At 63.1% G+C, this 13744-nt stretch carries 12 protein-coding genes; 2 read left to right on the top strand and 10 right to left on the bottom strand.

The annotated features are described in order from the left end of the window. The first annotated feature begins 53 nt into the window (after positions 1-53). Complete coding sequence (locus HU773_RS07310) at positions 54-953, top strand: DMT family transporter (RefSeq protein ID WP_057958761.1); 900 nt, start codon at positions 54-56, stop codon at positions 951-953. Positions 954-1061: 108 nt separating this feature from the next. On the opposite strand, the gene HU773_RS07305 is transcribed toward HU773_RS07310, so the two are convergent. The 4 genes from HU773_RS07305 to HU773_RS07290 all read right to left on the bottom strand — a co-directional run bounded on the left by HU773_RS07305 (position 1062) and on the right by HU773_RS07290 (position 4403). After that, positions 1062-2279: a class I SAM-dependent methyltransferase gene (locus HU773_RS07305; RefSeq protein WP_115127571.1), complete on the bottom strand. Its 1218-nt coding sequence runs from the start codon at positions 2277-2279 to the stop codon at positions 1062-1064. Positions 2280-2423: 144 nt separating this feature from the next. After that, positions 2424-3041 (bottom strand): TPM domain-containing protein, encoded by a 618-nt coding sequence (locus tag HU773_RS07300; protein ID WP_057439769.1) that lies wholly within the window; start codon positions 3039-3041, stop codon positions 2424-2426. A 28-nt stretch (positions 3042-3069) separates the two neighbouring features. Then, complete coding sequence (locus HU773_RS07295; RefSeq protein ID WP_115127570.1) at positions 3070-3795, bottom strand: TPM domain-containing protein; 726 nt, start codon at positions 3793-3795, stop codon at positions 3070-3072. Next, positions 3795-4403, bottom strand: a complete 609-nt coding sequence (locus HU773_RS07290; RefSeq protein WP_029297013.1) for a LemA family protein — start codon at positions 4401-4403, stop codon at positions 3795-3797. The genes HU773_RS07295 and HU773_RS07290 overlap by 1 nt, the downstream gene beginning before the upstream one ends. 255 nt (positions 4404-4658) lie before the next feature. Between HU773_RS07290 and bglX the strand changes: the two genes are divergently transcribed. Next, positions 4659-6950, top strand: coding sequence for a beta-glucosidase BglX (bglX, locus tag HU773_RS07285; RefSeq protein WP_057958758.1), 2292 nt, complete (start codon positions 4659-4661; stop codon positions 6948-6950). Between the two features lie 129 nt (positions 6951-7079). Here the strand turns inward: bglX and HU773_RS07280 are convergent, their stop codons facing one another. The 6 genes from HU773_RS07280 to HU773_RS07255 all read right to left on the bottom strand — a co-directional run bounded on the left by HU773_RS07280 (position 7080) and on the right by HU773_RS07255 (position 13736). Continuing rightward, positions 7080-8237: a phospholipase D-like domain-containing protein gene (locus HU773_RS07280; RefSeq protein ID WP_057958757.1), complete on the bottom strand. Its 1158-nt coding sequence runs from the start codon at positions 8235-8237 to the stop codon at positions 7080-7082. Between the two features lies 1 nt (position 8238). Further along, the gene (locus HU773_RS07275; RefSeq protein ID WP_186625225.1) at positions 8239-8829 is read right to left on the bottom strand and encodes a YceI family protein; all 591 of its coding nucleotides are present in this window, start codon (positions 8827-8829) and stop codon (positions 8239-8241) included. Positions 8830-8918: 89 nt separating this feature from the next. After that, complete coding sequence (locus HU773_RS07270) at positions 8919-9689, bottom strand: IclR family transcriptional regulator (protein WP_057439776.1); 771 nt, start codon at positions 9687-9689, stop codon at positions 8919-8921. Positions 9690-9752: 63 nt separating this feature from the next. Beyond that, positions 9753-11195, bottom strand: a complete 1443-nt coding sequence (locus HU773_RS07265; RefSeq protein ID WP_120732001.1) for an amidase — start codon at positions 11193-11195, stop codon at positions 9753-9755. Further along, positions 11192-12502 (bottom strand): citrate-proton symporter, encoded by a 1311-nt coding sequence (locus HU773_RS07260; protein WP_057439778.1) that lies wholly within the window; start codon positions 12500-12502, stop codon positions 11192-11194. Before HU773_RS07260 ends, HU773_RS07265 begins: the two co-directional genes overlap by 4 nt. Before the next feature lie 58 nt (positions 12503-12560). After that, the gene (locus HU773_RS07255) at positions 12561-13736 is read right to left on the bottom strand and encodes a M20 aminoacylase family protein (protein WP_057958754.1); all 1176 of its coding nucleotides are present in this window, start codon (positions 13734-13736) and stop codon (positions 12561-12563) included. Between the last annotated feature and the right edge of the window lie 8 nt (positions 13737-13744).

Here is a 13744-nt window from a genome sequence, read left to right as displayed (position 1 = left end):
TTTGTGGCTAGATGGGCATCAACCTCTAGCCCATTTGAATCCGGTCGCGCCCCATGAACTCCCGCGAAAACACCGGCATGGCCCTCGGCCTGCTCGGCGTCGTTATCTTCAGCCTGACCCTGCCCTTCACCCGCATCGTGGTGCAGGAAATCCATCCGCTGCTCAACGGCCTGGGCCGCGCGCTGTTCGCGGCGGTGCCGGCGGCCTTGCTGTTGCTGTGGCGCCGCGAAGCCTGGCCGACCTGGCGCCAGGTGCGCGGCCTGACGCTGGTGATTGCCGGGGTGATCCTTGGTTTCCCAGTGCTGTCGGCCTGGGCCATGCAAACCCTGCCGGCCTCCCATGGCGCCCTGGTCAACGGCCTGCAACCGCTGTGCGTGGCGCTGTATGCGGCGTGGTTGTCCCATGAGCGTCCGTCCAAGGCCTTCTGGGCCTGCGCGGCGCTGGGCAGTGCGTTGGTGCTCGGGTATGCATTGATCAGCGGTGCCGGCAGCATCCAGGCCGGCGACTTGTTGATGCTCGGGGCGATTGCCGTGGGTGGCCTGGGTTATGCCGAAGGCGGCCGACTGGCCAAGGAAATGGGCGGCTGGCAGGTGATCTGCTGGGCGCTGGTGCTGTCGACGCCGCTATTGATCGGGCCGGTGACGTACCTGGCGCTGCAACACGACGGCGCAATCTCGGCGCGCACCTGGTGGGCGTTTGGCTACGTCTCGTTGTTCTCGCAGTTCCTGGGGTTCTTTGCCTGGTACGCCGGGCTGGCCATGGGCGGCATTGCGCGGGTCAGCCAGATCCAACTGCTGCAGATCTTTTTCACCATCGCCTTTTCCGCACTGTTTTTTGGCGAACACATCGAACCGATTACCTGGCTGTTTGCCTGCGGGGTAATCGTGACCGTGATGCTGGGGCGCAAGACCGCCGTGCAGCCGGCGCCCTCTCCCAAGGTAAATGCAATCTAATGTGGGAGGAGGCTTGCCCGCGATAGCGGTGTATCAGGCGCCAGATAGGTTGACTGACACTCCGTCATCGCGGGCAAGCCCGCTCCCACATTTTGATCCGCGCACTCTTCAGGATAGGTAGCCGTCAGCGCGCAGCAAGGTTTCCAGGCAGTGCTCACTGATCTGATAAAACGCCTTCAATTCCCGGATCTTCTCCAGCAACTGCGTGTTATCCGCAGGCTCCGCACGCTTGACCGCCAAAATCATCTTGTTCTTGTTGGTGTGGTCCAGGGAGATGAACTCAAAGACCTTGGTCTCATACCCACAGGCTTCCAGGAACAAGGCGCGCAAGCTGTCGGTGACCATTTCTGCCTGCTGGCCCAGGTGCAGGCCGTATTGCAACATCGGTTTGAGCAGCGCCGGGCTCTGGATCTGCAAGCGGATCTGTTTGTGGCAGCACGGCGAGCACATGATGATCGACGCCCCGGAGCGGATGCCGGTGTGGATTGCGTAGTCGGTGGCGATGTCGCAGGCATGCAGGGCGATCATCACGTCCAGTTCGCTGGGCGCCACGCTGCGCACGTCACCGCACTTGAACACCAGCCCCGGGTGGTCCAGGCGGGCGGCGGCGTTGTTGCACAGGGTCACCATGTCTTCGCGCAACTCCACACCCGTCACCTGGCCTTCGGCCTTGAGGGTGTTGCGCAGGTAGTCGTGGATGGCGAAGGTCAGGTAGCCCTTGCCCGAACCAAAGTCCGCGACACGTACCGGCCGGTCCAGTTGCAAGGGGGATGAGGTCAGCGCATGGCTGAACACTTCGATGAACTTGTTGATCTGCTTCCACTTGCGCGACATCGCCGGGATCAGCTCGTGCTTGGCGTTGGTCACGCCCAGGTCGGCGAGAAATGGCCGGCTGAGGTCAAGGAAGCGGTTTTTCTCGCGGTTGTGCTCGGCCGACGGCGCCTCACGCAGCTGCTGGGGCTTGCTTTTGAACAGCGAGCTTTTGTTCTTCTTGCTGTATTCCAGCTGTGCCTCATCGGTCAACGCCAGCAGGTGCGCGTTCTTGAACGAGGCCGGCAGCAGCTCGGCAATCATCGCGACCCCATCGGCCAGGGCGAAGTTCTTGGTGATGTCACGGGTCTTGTAGCGATAGACAAAGGACAGGCAGGCCTGCTCCTTGACCGTCACTGGCTTGATGATCAGGCGCTGCAGGTCCGCCTCGTCGCCCACGTACTTGGCCAGCACCAGCTTGATAAAGGCGTTCTGCTCAAGGCTTGCGCGCAGCAGTTCGATGAACTGGGCGTGATGGTCCGGCGCGGGGCTGGCAGGTTTAGCGGTGACAGACATGAACAAAAACGCCTCGGGCTGGGAATGCCGGGCATTTTAGGGGGGATGGGGGCTCAGGGCACGGAGTTATTTGCCCAACGGTCAGCGCAATTCAAAATGTCGCTTGTGTAGGAGCCAGCTCCCACACAAGCCAACTCCCACAGGTTATTTCAGGACGACCAAGCGGTTGGGCAGTTCATTGCGCGTGTGCGTCTGCGGCACATGCACCTTGAGCAGTTCGCCACAGGCCTCAATGCACGTGATAAACCCGCTCAACGTCTGCCCCTGTTTCACCTGCTGGGTAAACGTCTTGACGATGGCATCCCAACTGCTGTCATCCAGCCGTTTGGAAATGCCGTCATCCACCAGGATCTCCACGTAACGCTCGGCCTCGCTGACAAAAATCAACACCCCGGTGCTACCCAGGGTGTGGTGCAGGTTCTGCTCCAGGAACTGCCGGCGTGCCAGGTTTGACGCGCGCCAATGCCGTACCGAACGCGGGATCAGGCGGGTGGTGATGGCCGGCAGGCGGAACACCAGGCACAGCACAATGAAGGTCGCCCATTGCGCCAGCAACAAGGTGTGCATGGTCAGCCAGCCCGACAGGTAATGCACGATCCCCGGCACCACCAACGCCACCACACTGGCCCACAACAACGGGATATAGGCGTAGTCGTCGGCGCGGGCGGCGAGTACGGTCACCAGTTCGGCATCGGTCTGTTGCTCGACCCTGGCAATCGCTTCGGCCACCTGGCGCTGCTCGTGTTCTGTCAGTAAAGCCATGGTTGTAGATGCTCTTTAGTTATTGTCATTACCAGCCACCCGAAGCCCCGCCGCCGCCGAAACCACCGCCGCCGCCCCGGAAACCGCCGCCTCCACCACCGCCACCGCCACGCCCGCTGCTGCTGAGAATCGCCAGCAGGATGGCGCCCACCGGCAGCCCCATGCGGTTGCACAGCCACAGTACCACCAGCAACAGGATGAACAGGCCGATGGAAAACACCGGGTTGTCCTTGGCGAAATTGGGATCCGCCACATGGGCCGGCACGGCCAACGGCTCACCGCCAACCACCTGGATCATGGCGGCCACGCCGTCGCTGATGCCCTGGGTGAAATTGCCCGCCTTGAACTTGGGCCCGATCACCTGGTTGATGATCACCCACGACTGCGCATCGGTGAGCACGCCTTCCAGGCCGTAGCCCACTTCGATGCGCAACTGACGCTCGTCCCGGGCCACGATCAACAGCGCGCCGTTGTCCTTGCCCTTCTGGCCGATGCCCCAGTGCCGGCCCAGTTGATAACCGAAGTCTTCAATGGGCAGGCCTTGCAGGTCGGGCACCGTGACGACCACTATCTGGTCGCCACGGGTTTGCTCCAGCGCCTGCAATTGCTGGTTCAGTTGCGTGCGCACCGCCGGGTCAATCATCTGCGCGTTGTCGACCACCCGCCCGGTCAGCGCCGGAAAGTCCGGGGCCGCCTGGGCAGTCAGGCTAAAGGCCAGCAGCAGCGCCGCCAGCCACCAAGCACGCCGGGTCATCAGAATTTCACTTGCGGCGCTTTATCGGCATCGGCACTGGTGGCCTCGAAGTTGGCGCGTACTGGCAAGTCGCTGTACATCACGCTGTGCCACAGGCGGCCAGGGAAGGTACGGATCTCGGTGTTGAAGGCCTGCACCGCGGCGATAAAGTCACGACGGGCCACGCTGATGCGGTTTTCGGTGCCTTCAAGCTGGGATTGCAGGGCCAGGAAGTTCTGGTTGGCCTTGAGGTCCGGATAGCGCTCGGACACCACCATCAGGCGGCTGAGGGCTCCGCTCAGGCCTTCCTGGGCCTGCTGGAACTGCTTGAGTTTTTCCGGGTTGTCGAGGGTGCTGGCATCGACCTGGATCGAGGTGGCCTTGGCCCGCGCTTCGATCACGGCGGTGAGGGTGTCCTGCTCATGGGCCGCATAGCCCTTGACCACTTCCACCAGGTTGGGGATCAGGTCGGCACGCCGCTGATACTGGTTCTGCACCTGGGCCCAGGCCGCCTTGACCTGTTCGTCCAGGGTCGGGATCTTGTTGATGCCGCAACCGCTCAGCACGCTGCTGATCAGTAGCAGGGCGGCGGCTTTCCAGCCCCATCGAATAGTCTGTGCTGCTTGCATGGTGTGTCTCCTGACCAACCTTATGGAATTTGACGACTGACCCTATACATCACGCGCTTGGGGCATAATCCGCCACTACTGGATTACAGCGAGCCAATCAGCTAAAAGATGCCCTTCTTTATGGATAGTTCATAAAGAGCTGAGAAGTGTGCGGTATTTATCCACACAACACCCGAACAACAATAGTCGCTCCCCACATTTTGGCCGAGCAGTGTTTTACCTGAACGCTGCGCAGTACGCCGAAAAAGGATATTCATGAAAAAGCTGTGTTTGCTGGGCCTTGTTGCCACTCTGGCCAGTCACTCCGTCGTTGCCGAGACCAAGCCCGCTGCGCTTAAAGACAAGGACGCGTTCGTCAGCGACCTGCTCCGGCAGATGACCCTGGATGAAAAGATCGGCCAGTTGCGCCTGATCAGCATCGGCCCGGAAATGCCCCGCGAGATGATCCGCAAGGAAATCGCCGCCGGGCGTATTGGTGGCACGTTCAACTCCATCACCCGCCCGGAAAACCGTCCGATGCAGGACGCGGCCATGCGCAGCCGCTTGAAGATCCCGATGTTCTTCGCCTATGACGTGATCCACGGCCACCGCACCATTTTCCCGATCAGCCTGGCCCTGGCCTCGAGCTGGGACATGGACGCCATCGGCCGCTCCGGGCGCATTGCCGCCAAGGAAGCCGCCGCCGACAGCCTCGACATCACCTTCGCGCCGATGGTCGATATTTCCCGCGACGCGCGCTGGGGTCGGACCTCCGAAGGTTTTGGCGAAGACACCTACCTGGTGTCGCGCATCAGCGAAGTGATGGTCAAGGCCTTCCAGGGCCCGAGCCCGGCCCAGGCCGACAGCATCATGGCCAGCGTCAAGCACTTCGCCCTGTACGGCGCAGTGGAAGGCGGTCGCGACTACAACGTGGTCGACATGAGCCCGGTCAAGATGTACCAGGACTACCTGCCGCCCTACCACGCCGCCATCAAGGCCGGCGCTGGCGGCGTGATGGTGGCGCTGAACTCGATCAACGGCGTGCCTGCTACCGCCAACACCTGGCTGATGAACGACCTGCTGCGCAAGGAGTGGGGCTTCAAGGGCCTGACGGTGAGCGACCACGGCGCGATCTTCGAGCTGATCAAGCACGGCGTGGCCAAGGATGGTCGCGAAGCGGCCAAGCTGGCGATCAAGGCCGGCATCGACATGAGCATGAACGACCAGCTCTACGGCAAGGAATTGCCAGGGCTGCTGAAGTCCGGCGAGATCGAGCAGAGCGATATCGACAACGCCGTACGTGAAGTGCTCGGTGCCAAGTACGACATGGGCCTGTTTGCCGACCCGTACCTGCGTATCGGCAAGGCCGAGGATGATCCGGCCGACACCTATGCCGAAAGCCGCCTGCACCGCAGCGAAGCGCGCGATATCGCGCGGCGCAGCCTGGTGTTGCTGAAAAACCAGAACGACACCCTGCCGCTGAAGAAATCCGCGACCATCGCCCTGGTCGGCCCGCTGGCCAAGGCCCCCATCGACATGATGGGCAGTTGGGCCGCCGCCGGTAAGCCCGCGCAATCGGTAACCCTGCTGGACGGCATGAACGCGGTGATCGGCGAAAAGGGCAAGCTGATCTACGCCCGTGGCGCCAACATCACCAGCGACAAGGCGGTGGTGGACTACCTGAACTTCCTCAACTTCGATGCCCCGGAAGTGGTGGATGACCCGCGCTCGGCCCAGGTGCTGATTGACGAAGCGGTCAAGGCCGCGAAAAACGCCGATGTGGTGGTAGCCGCCGTGGGTGAATCCCGTGGCATGTCCCACGAATCATCGAGCCGTACCGACCTGAACATCCCGCAAAGCCAGCGCGACCTGATCAAGGCCCTGAAAGCCACGGGCAAGCCGCTGGTGCTGGTGTTGATGAACGGCCGACCACTGTCGATCCTCGAAGAGCACCAGCAAGCCGACGCGATCCTGGAAACCTGGTTCGCCGGCACCGAAGGCGGCAACGCGATTGCCGACGTACTGTTTGGTGACTACAACCCGTCGGGCAAGCTGCCGATCACCTTCCCACGCTCCGTGGGGCAGATTCCGACCTACTACAACCACCTGACCATTGGCCGGCCGTTCACCCCGGGCAAACCGGGCAACTACACCTCACAGTACTTCGACGACACCACAGGCCCCCTGTACCCGTTCGGTTATGGCCTGAGCTACACCAGTTTCAGCCTGTCGGACATGGCGCTGTCGTCCACCACCCTGAACAAGACCGGCAAGCTCGACGCCAGCGTCACCCTGAAAAACACCGGCAAGGTTGACGGTGAAACCGTGGTGCAGTTGTACATTCAGGACGTGGCTGGCTCGATGATCCGCCCGATCAAGGAGCTGAAGAACTTCCAGAAGATCCTGCTCAAGGCCGGCGAATCGAAGGTGGTGCACTTCAGCATTACCGAGGATGACTTGAAGTTCTACAACACCCAGCTCAAGTTCGCCGCCGAACCTGGCCAGTTCAATGTGCAGATCGGCCTGGACTCCCAGGATGTGCAGCAGCAGAGCTTTGAACTGCTCTGACTTGAAGCTGTAAACACGGTCAATGTAGGAGCTGGCTTGCCTGCGATGGCAGCACCTCGGTGTAACTGATAGACCGAGGTGCCTGCATCGCAGGCAAGCCAGCTCCTACAGTTGATTGCGGTGTGTTCCCTACCCTCTTCGATCCAGCAGATTGACCACCAACCGGTCGATCCACCCCCACACCCGCTGCTTCACCCGCCGCCACAACGGTCGGGCCTTCCACGCCTCAAGGCTGACCGCCTGGCTCTGGGCAAAGTCGCGCTCGAAACTGCCCGCCACCGCCAGCGTCAACGCCGGGTCCAATGCTTCCAGATTGGCTTCCAGGTTGAAACGCAGGTTCCAGTGATCGAAATTGCACGAGCCAATGCTCACCCAGTCGTCCACCAGCACCATCTTCAGGTGCAGGAAACACGGCTGGTACTCAAAGATTTTCACCCCCGACTTGAGCAGGCGCGGGTAGTAGCGGTGCCCGGCGTAACGCACCGAGGGGTGGTCGGTGCGCGGCCCGGTCAGCAGCAGGCGCACGTCCACACCACGCCCTGCCGCACGGCGCAGGGCCCGACGCACGCCCCAAGTGGGCAAGAAGTACGGCGTGGCCAGCCAGATACGGTGCTGGCCGTTGTTCAAGGCGCGGATCAGCGATTGCAAAATGTCCCGGTGTTGCCCGGCGTCGGCATACGCCACTCGTCCCAGGCCCGGCCCGGTCGCGGGCACCTTGGGCAGGCGCGGCAAACCAAAATGCGTGGCCGGCTTCCAGGCCCGGCGGTGGTCGTTGACCCGCCATTGCCTGTCGAACAGGGCCTGCCAGTCCTGCACCAGCGGGCCGCTGATCTGCACCATCACTTCGTGCCAGTCGCAGGTGTCCTGGCCAGGGGTCCAGAACTCGTCGGTGACCCCGGTACCGCCCACCACAGCAATGGTCTGGTCGACCAACAGCAGCTTGCGATGGTCGCGGTAGAGGTTACGCATCCCGCGGCGCCAGCGTAGCGGATTGTAGAATCGCAGTTGCACCCCGGCCTCGATCAGGCGGCGCCGCAGGCTGAGGGTAAACGCCAGGCTGCCGTAGTCATCGAACAGGCAACGCACCTGCACCCCACGCTCGGCCGCCTGCACCAGGGCCTGGACCATCGCCTCGGCGCAGGCGCCCGCCTCCACCAGATACAGCTCAAGCTCCACCTGGTGCTCGGCACGGGCAATCGCCACGAGCATCTGCGGGAAAAAATTCGGGCCGTCGATCAGCAATTCATAGCGGTTGGCGCTGCGCCAGGGGAACACCGCGCCGCTCATGTCAGCGCGCCGTGAAAATCAGCACCGCACCTACCGGCACCGACAGGCTGATCGCGTCCAGGCCCGCAGCCTTGCGCAGGGTCTCGACACCGGTGAGCAAATCAAAATCCTTGGCGTGCAGCACCAGCGGCTCCAGGGTCACCACCTGGAAACGCCGGTCATCCAGGCGCGTGGCCAGCAGTTCGGCGTTGTAGGTCTGGGTCTTGCCGTGCAGGGTGACGGACAGCGGCAGACGCAACTCCAGTTGCGCGCCGGTGGCCAGGTCGTTGATCGGCTGCAGATTGATTTGCGCGTTGATCAGCGCATCAGGGTGGGTCTTGATCTGGAACAGGTCGTTACGCATGCGCTCGTCACGCAGCGGGATGCCACTGTTAATCGACTCCAACTCGACTTCCAACTGCGCGGCACCTTTCTCGTCGACCTTGCCATGCAGCACCAGGAAGCGCTGGACTTCGGAAACATCGGTGTTCTTGGTGGTGACGAACGACAGCCGTGAGGATTCGTTATCCAGGTACCAGGCGGCCTGTGCGCGCAGGGTGGCAGTGGCCAGCAGCAAGAGAGCCAGGGGTTTGAGGAGGGATGTGTTGAACATTAAACACTCGCGCGGAGAAAAACCTGCCTGAACATTAACTGGCCGGCTTGCTGCACGCAATGTAAGGGAGACAGCAATGTATATCCCCCTCAGCCCAACGCATGCTGCACCCCGCGCACAGTCGCCTCCAGGCTGGCCAGATGCAAACTCAACACCCGCTCCACCGGCGCCTGGTGCATCGGCCAGTGCAACGCCATGCTCCCCACCAACCGGCCATTGGCCCGCACCGGCAGGGCCACCGCGCGGATCAGGAACGGCAAGCGCACCGGGTACTCCCAGTACCCCTCGGTACGCTGGCCAAACCCCTGGTGCTGGGATTGCTCACAGGCGCGGTACTGGTCGTCGGCCGGCACATGTTCGCGGCTGGCCAGGCGCTCTACTTCATCAGAAGCCAACTCGGCCAGGCACGCCTTGCCCATGGCCGAGTGGAACAAACTGGCATGCTGGCCGACGATCTGGCAGTTGTTCGGGTACAGCTTGCGCAGCACCGTGGGGATCGCGCTCTCCATGACTTCCAGGCGTTCGCCGTCAAAGTTCGACAAATCCGCCACCAGCCCGGTGCGTTCGCTGAGTTCCAGCAGCCAGGGCGCCGCGCACTCCACCAGGCGGCGCTTGAACCGTTGCTGGGTATCGCCAAACAAACGCTGGGCACTGATGCGATAACGCCGGTCGCTCAGGCCGCGATAGATCCAGCCCTGCTCCTGCAAGGTCAGCAGCATGCGCGACACCGTGGCCTTGGGCAGGCGCGTCAGGTAATGCAGCTCCTCAAGCCCCAGGGCCTGGTGCTCACCGAGCAACTCGATGATGGCCAGTGCCCGCTCCACTGAGCGCACAGTACCTGTGTCGGCGTTGCTGCCCATGGCTGATCTCCCGGTTGCTGATGGATGATCGAATTTCACAGCAAGATACAGGCCGCTGCCAGCTCAGGCGTTCGCCCGCAAGCATTGCGGAGGGCGACGCTGCACCCAGCGTGTCAGTTGTTCATGGGCATACGCCAGTTGCAGCACGGCGCGATCCGCCTGGGCCGGGCCAATGATCTGCAAGCCCATGGGCAAGCCACGGTGGTTGAAGCCCACCGGCACACTCATGCTCGGCAGGCCGGCCAATGTGGGGCCGATCACCACCTCCATCCAGCGATGATAAGTGTCCATGGTTTGCCCCCCGACGACGCGTGGCCAGGGCTGTTGTGCATCGAAAGGGAACACTTGTGCGCTGGGCAGCAGCAGAAAATCGTAACGTTCGAACAACCTGGCCAAGGCGCGATACCAGTCGCTGCGCGCCAGCGACGCCTGATACACATCCGCCGCGTTCAGGCCCAGGCCGCCCTCGACTTCCCACTGCGCTTCAGGCTTGAGCAGCGCACGTTTATGGGGGGCGGCATAGGCCGCCCCCAGCGTGCCCTGCACCAGCCAATGGCGATGGACCAGCCAGGTTTGCCACAGGCGCGCCATGGAAAAGTCCGGCTGGCAGCTTTCTACCTCGCACCCCAGCGCGCCGAAATCGCCGAGGGCTGACTCACACAGGCCCAGCACGCCGTCGTCCATCGGCAGATAGCCGTTGTAGTCCCCCAGCCAACCCAGGCGTGCGCCGTTGAAATCACGGGCCAACGATGTGCCGAACACGCCGGGATCGTCTTTGAGCGACAACGGCACCCGCGGGTCATAACCGGCCTGGACGCTCAACAGCCGCGCCACGTCAGCCACACTGCGCCCCATCGGGCCTTCGGTGGCCAGTTGCTGGACAAACACCTCCGGCGCCGGGCCATGGGGTACGCGGCCCTGGGAAGGACGCAGGCCGAACACGTTGTTGAACGCCGCCGGGTTGCGCAGCGAACCCATCATGTCGCTGCCATCGGCCACCGGTAGCATGCGCAGCGCCAGGGCCACCGCCGCCCCGCCGCTGCTGCCGCCCGCGACCAAGGTCGGGTCATAGGCATTGCCGGTGGTGCCGAATACGCTGTTGTAGGTCTGCGAACCCAGGCCGAACTCCGGCACGTTGCTCTTGCCGATGATAATCGCGCCACTGGCACGCACCCGCGCCACGACGATCGCGTCTTCACTGGGAATCTGCTCGGCGAACAGGGGCGAGCCCAGGGTGGTGCGCAGGCCCTGGGTCGCCGCCAGATCCTTGATGGCCTGGGGCATGCCGTGCATCCAGCCACGGGAGCGGCCCTGGTCCAGCTCAAGGTCACAGGCACGGGCTTCGGCCAGCACATCGGCTTCGTCGCGCAACGACACCAGGGCATTGACCGAGGGGTTGAAGCGCGCGATCTGCGCCAGATAGGCCTGCATCACTTCGTGGCAGGACACCTGCCGTGCATGGATCGCCCGGGACAGCTCGAGCGCATCCAGTTCAACGATGTTCAAGGTTTCACCCCCTTGGCAAAGCGCGCCGGCGCTGCAGCCCTCGGCGCTTCATGCATGCAGTAAGTGCCCAGCAGCGTCAGGACGCAAGCGAACAGCACATAAAACGCCGGGGCCACCGGTGTGCCCAACTCTTTGCTCAACCAGGTGACGATCAGCGGGGCAAAACCGCCGAACACCATCACCGCTACGTTATAGGCCACCGACACACCGGTGGAACGCACCTCGATGGGAAACTGCTCGGCCAGGGCGGTCGGCGCCGGGCCGAAGAAGCCGCCGATGGCGGTGCACAGCATCACTTGCATCACCAATAAACGCTCGATGGACGGCGCCGCCGCGACCCACACATACAGCGGGTAAACCATCACAAAGAACGCCAGGGTAAAGCCCATCAACACCGGTCGCCGGCCCAGGCGATCCGAGAGCAGGCCGGACAAGGGGATGACCACGGTCATCAGCGCCACGGCAAACATCTGCACCATCAATACCTGGTCCAGGGGCAGGCCGAGGTTCTTGTGGGCGAAGGTCGGCATATTCACCAGCACCACGTAAAACGACACCGTCGCACCGCACGCCAGGCCCATGCTCACCAGGATGCTGCGCCGATGCTCACGCAGCACTGTCATCAGGCTCGGCGCCGGGCCGGTGGCCTGTTTGCGCGCTTCGATAAACTCCTCGGGGTCTTCCATGTGCCGACGAATCCACAAGCCCACCGGGCCAATCAGCAAGCCGAATACAAACGGCAGGCGCCAGCCCCACAGGTCGAGGGTCTGCGGGGAAAAGAAGTGAGTGACCAATGCCACCATCGCCGCGCCGCCAAACACCGCCAGGCACTGCCCGACCAATTGCCAGGAGCCGTAAAGGCCTTTGCGATGAGCCGGTGCGCTTTCCACCAGGAACGCCGTGGCGCTGGCATATTCGCCGCCGGTAGCAAAGCCCTGGAGCATCCGCGCCACTACGATCAGCAGCGGTGCGCCCATGCCGATGGCGGCGTAGTTGGGCGCAAACACGATCAGTGCGATGGACACGGTCATCAAGCGGATAATCAACTGCATGGCGGCCTTGCGGCCTTTGCGGTCGGCGTACATGCCGAGCAGGATGCCGCCCACCGGGCGCATAAAGAAGCCCACGCCGAAGGTGGCCAGGGCCATCAGCAGCGATGCGTACTCATCGTCCGAGGGGAAGAACTGCCGGGCGATGATGCTGGCCAGAAAGCCATAGACGATGAAGTCGTACCACTCCAGCGCGTTGCCGACCACCGCCGCTACCACTTGCCGGGTGCGGGACACACCTTTTATTGAAGTCTGCATGAGAACACTCCATTCAACCTGTTGAGGAAAGGTCCAGCGGCAGGAAAAAGGCAGGTGGTCAGGCCGGCTTGAGCCAGCTCTCGGCCAGGGCGCCCCAATAGGCGGCGCCGGTCAGCAGGATCTCGTCGTTGAAGTCATAGGCCGGGTTGTGGACCATCGGCCGCGACACGCCGTTGCCGATAAACAGGTAGCTGCCGGGGCAGCGTTGGAGCATCCAGGCGAAGTCTTCACTGCCCATCAACTTGGGCGTATTGGCGTCGACCGCCGCTTCACCGAGCAAGGCAATGCCGACCTGGCGGGCGAACTCGGTTTCGTCGACATGGTTGACCAGCACCGGGTAGGCCGGGCGGTGTTCGATCTGTGCGGTACAGCCAAAGCTGGCGGCCTGGGTCTGGATGATTGCCTTGACCCGCTCCAGCATCTGCTCGCGTACCGGCGCATTGAGGGCACGCAGGCTCAGGCGCAGGATGGCCTGCTGAGGAATCACGTTGGCGGCCTGCCCCGCTTGCAGGGCGCCGACCGTGACTACCGCAGCTTCCTGGGCATTGATATTGCGCGCGACCACCGTCTGCAAAGCCATCACCGTACTGGCGGCGGCCACCAGCGGGTCCACGGTCAGGTGCGGCATGGAACCGTGGCCGCCGACGCCTTCGAGGGTCACGGTGAGCAGGTCCTGGGAAGCCATCATCGGCCCGGTCCGCAAGCCCAGGTGGCCGGCGGGCAGGCCGGGCATATTGTGCATGCCGAACAGCGCGTCGCAGGGGAAGCGCTCCAGCAAGCCATCGGCGAGCATCGCTTCGGCGCCGCCCTGGCCTTCTTCGGCCGGCTGGAAAATCAGGTTGAGGGTACCGTCGAACTGACGCGTCGCCGCCAGGTAGCGCGCGGCGCCCAGCAGCATGGCGGTGTGACCGTCGTGACCGCAGGCATGCATGCAGCCGGCGTGCTGGCTGCTGTAGGCGACGCCGGTGTTTTCGATAATCGGCAAGGCATCCATATCGGCCCGGATCCCCAGGGTGCGTGGGCTGCTGCCATTGCGCAGCACGCCGACCACGCCGGTGTGGCCGATGCCGGTATGGACCTCGAAGCCCCAGTCCTTCAGGGATTGGGCGACCAGGGCCGAGGTGCGGTTTTCTTCAAACCCCAGTTCAGGGTGGGCGTGGATGTCCTGGCGCACGGCGTGCAGGTCGCTGGCGACATCGCTCAGCCAATCCAGGATGTGCTGGTGTGGGCGCATGGTGACTC

The sequence above is a fragment of the Pseudomonas shahriarae genome (assembly GCF_014268455.2).
GTDB lineage: Bacteria > Pseudomonadota > Gammaproteobacteria > Pseudomonadales > Pseudomonadaceae > Aquipseudomonas > Aquipseudomonas shahriarae.
The sequence above is the reverse complement of the archived record's forward strand: the minus strand, read 5'-3'. Positions and strand labels throughout refer to the sequence as shown.

Excerpts from the sequence above, each read along its gene's own strand:
- HU773_RS07310 (WP_057958761.1), top strand. The coding sequence starts at position 54 with ATGAACTCCCGCGAAAACACCGGCATGGCCCTCGGCCTGCTCGGCGTC.
- HU773_RS07305 (WP_115127571.1), bottom strand. The coding sequence starts at position 2,279 with ATGTCTGTCACCGCTAAACCTGCCAGCCCCGCGCCGGACCATCACGCC.
- HU773_RS07300 (WP_057439769.1), bottom strand. The coding sequence starts at position 3,041 with ATGGCTTTACTGACAGAACACGAGCAGCGCCAGGTGGCCGAAGCGATT.
- HU773_RS07295 (WP_115127570.1), bottom strand. The coding sequence starts at position 3,795 with ATGACCCGGCGTGCTTGGTGGCTGGCGGCGCTGCTGCTGGCCTTTAGC.
- HU773_RS07290 (WP_029297013.1), bottom strand. The coding sequence starts at position 4,403 with ATGCAAGCAGCACAGACTATTCGATGGGGCTGGAAAGCCGCCGCCCTG.
- bglX (WP_057958758.1), top strand. The coding sequence starts at position 4,659 with ATGAAAAAGCTGTGTTTGCTGGGCCTTGTTGCCACTCTGGCCAGTCAC.
- HU773_RS07280 (WP_057958757.1), bottom strand. The coding sequence starts at position 8,237 with ATGAGCGGCGCGGTGTTCCCCTGGCGCAGCGCCAACCGCTATGAATTG.
- HU773_RS07275 (WP_186625225.1), bottom strand. The coding sequence starts at position 8,829 with ATGTTCAACACATCCCTCCTCAAACCCCTGGCTCTCTTGCTGCTGGCC.
- HU773_RS07270 (WP_057439776.1), bottom strand. The coding sequence starts at position 9,689 with ATGGGCAGCAACGCCGACACAGGTACTGTGCGCTCAGTGGAGCGGGCA.
- HU773_RS07260 (WP_057439778.1), bottom strand. The coding sequence starts at position 12,502 with ATGCAGACTTCAATAAAAGGTGTGTCCCGCACCCGGCAAGTGGTAGCG.
- HU773_RS07255 (WP_057958754.1), bottom strand. The coding sequence starts at position 13,736 with ATGCGCCCACACCAGCACATCCTGGATTGGCTGAGCGATGTCGCCAGC.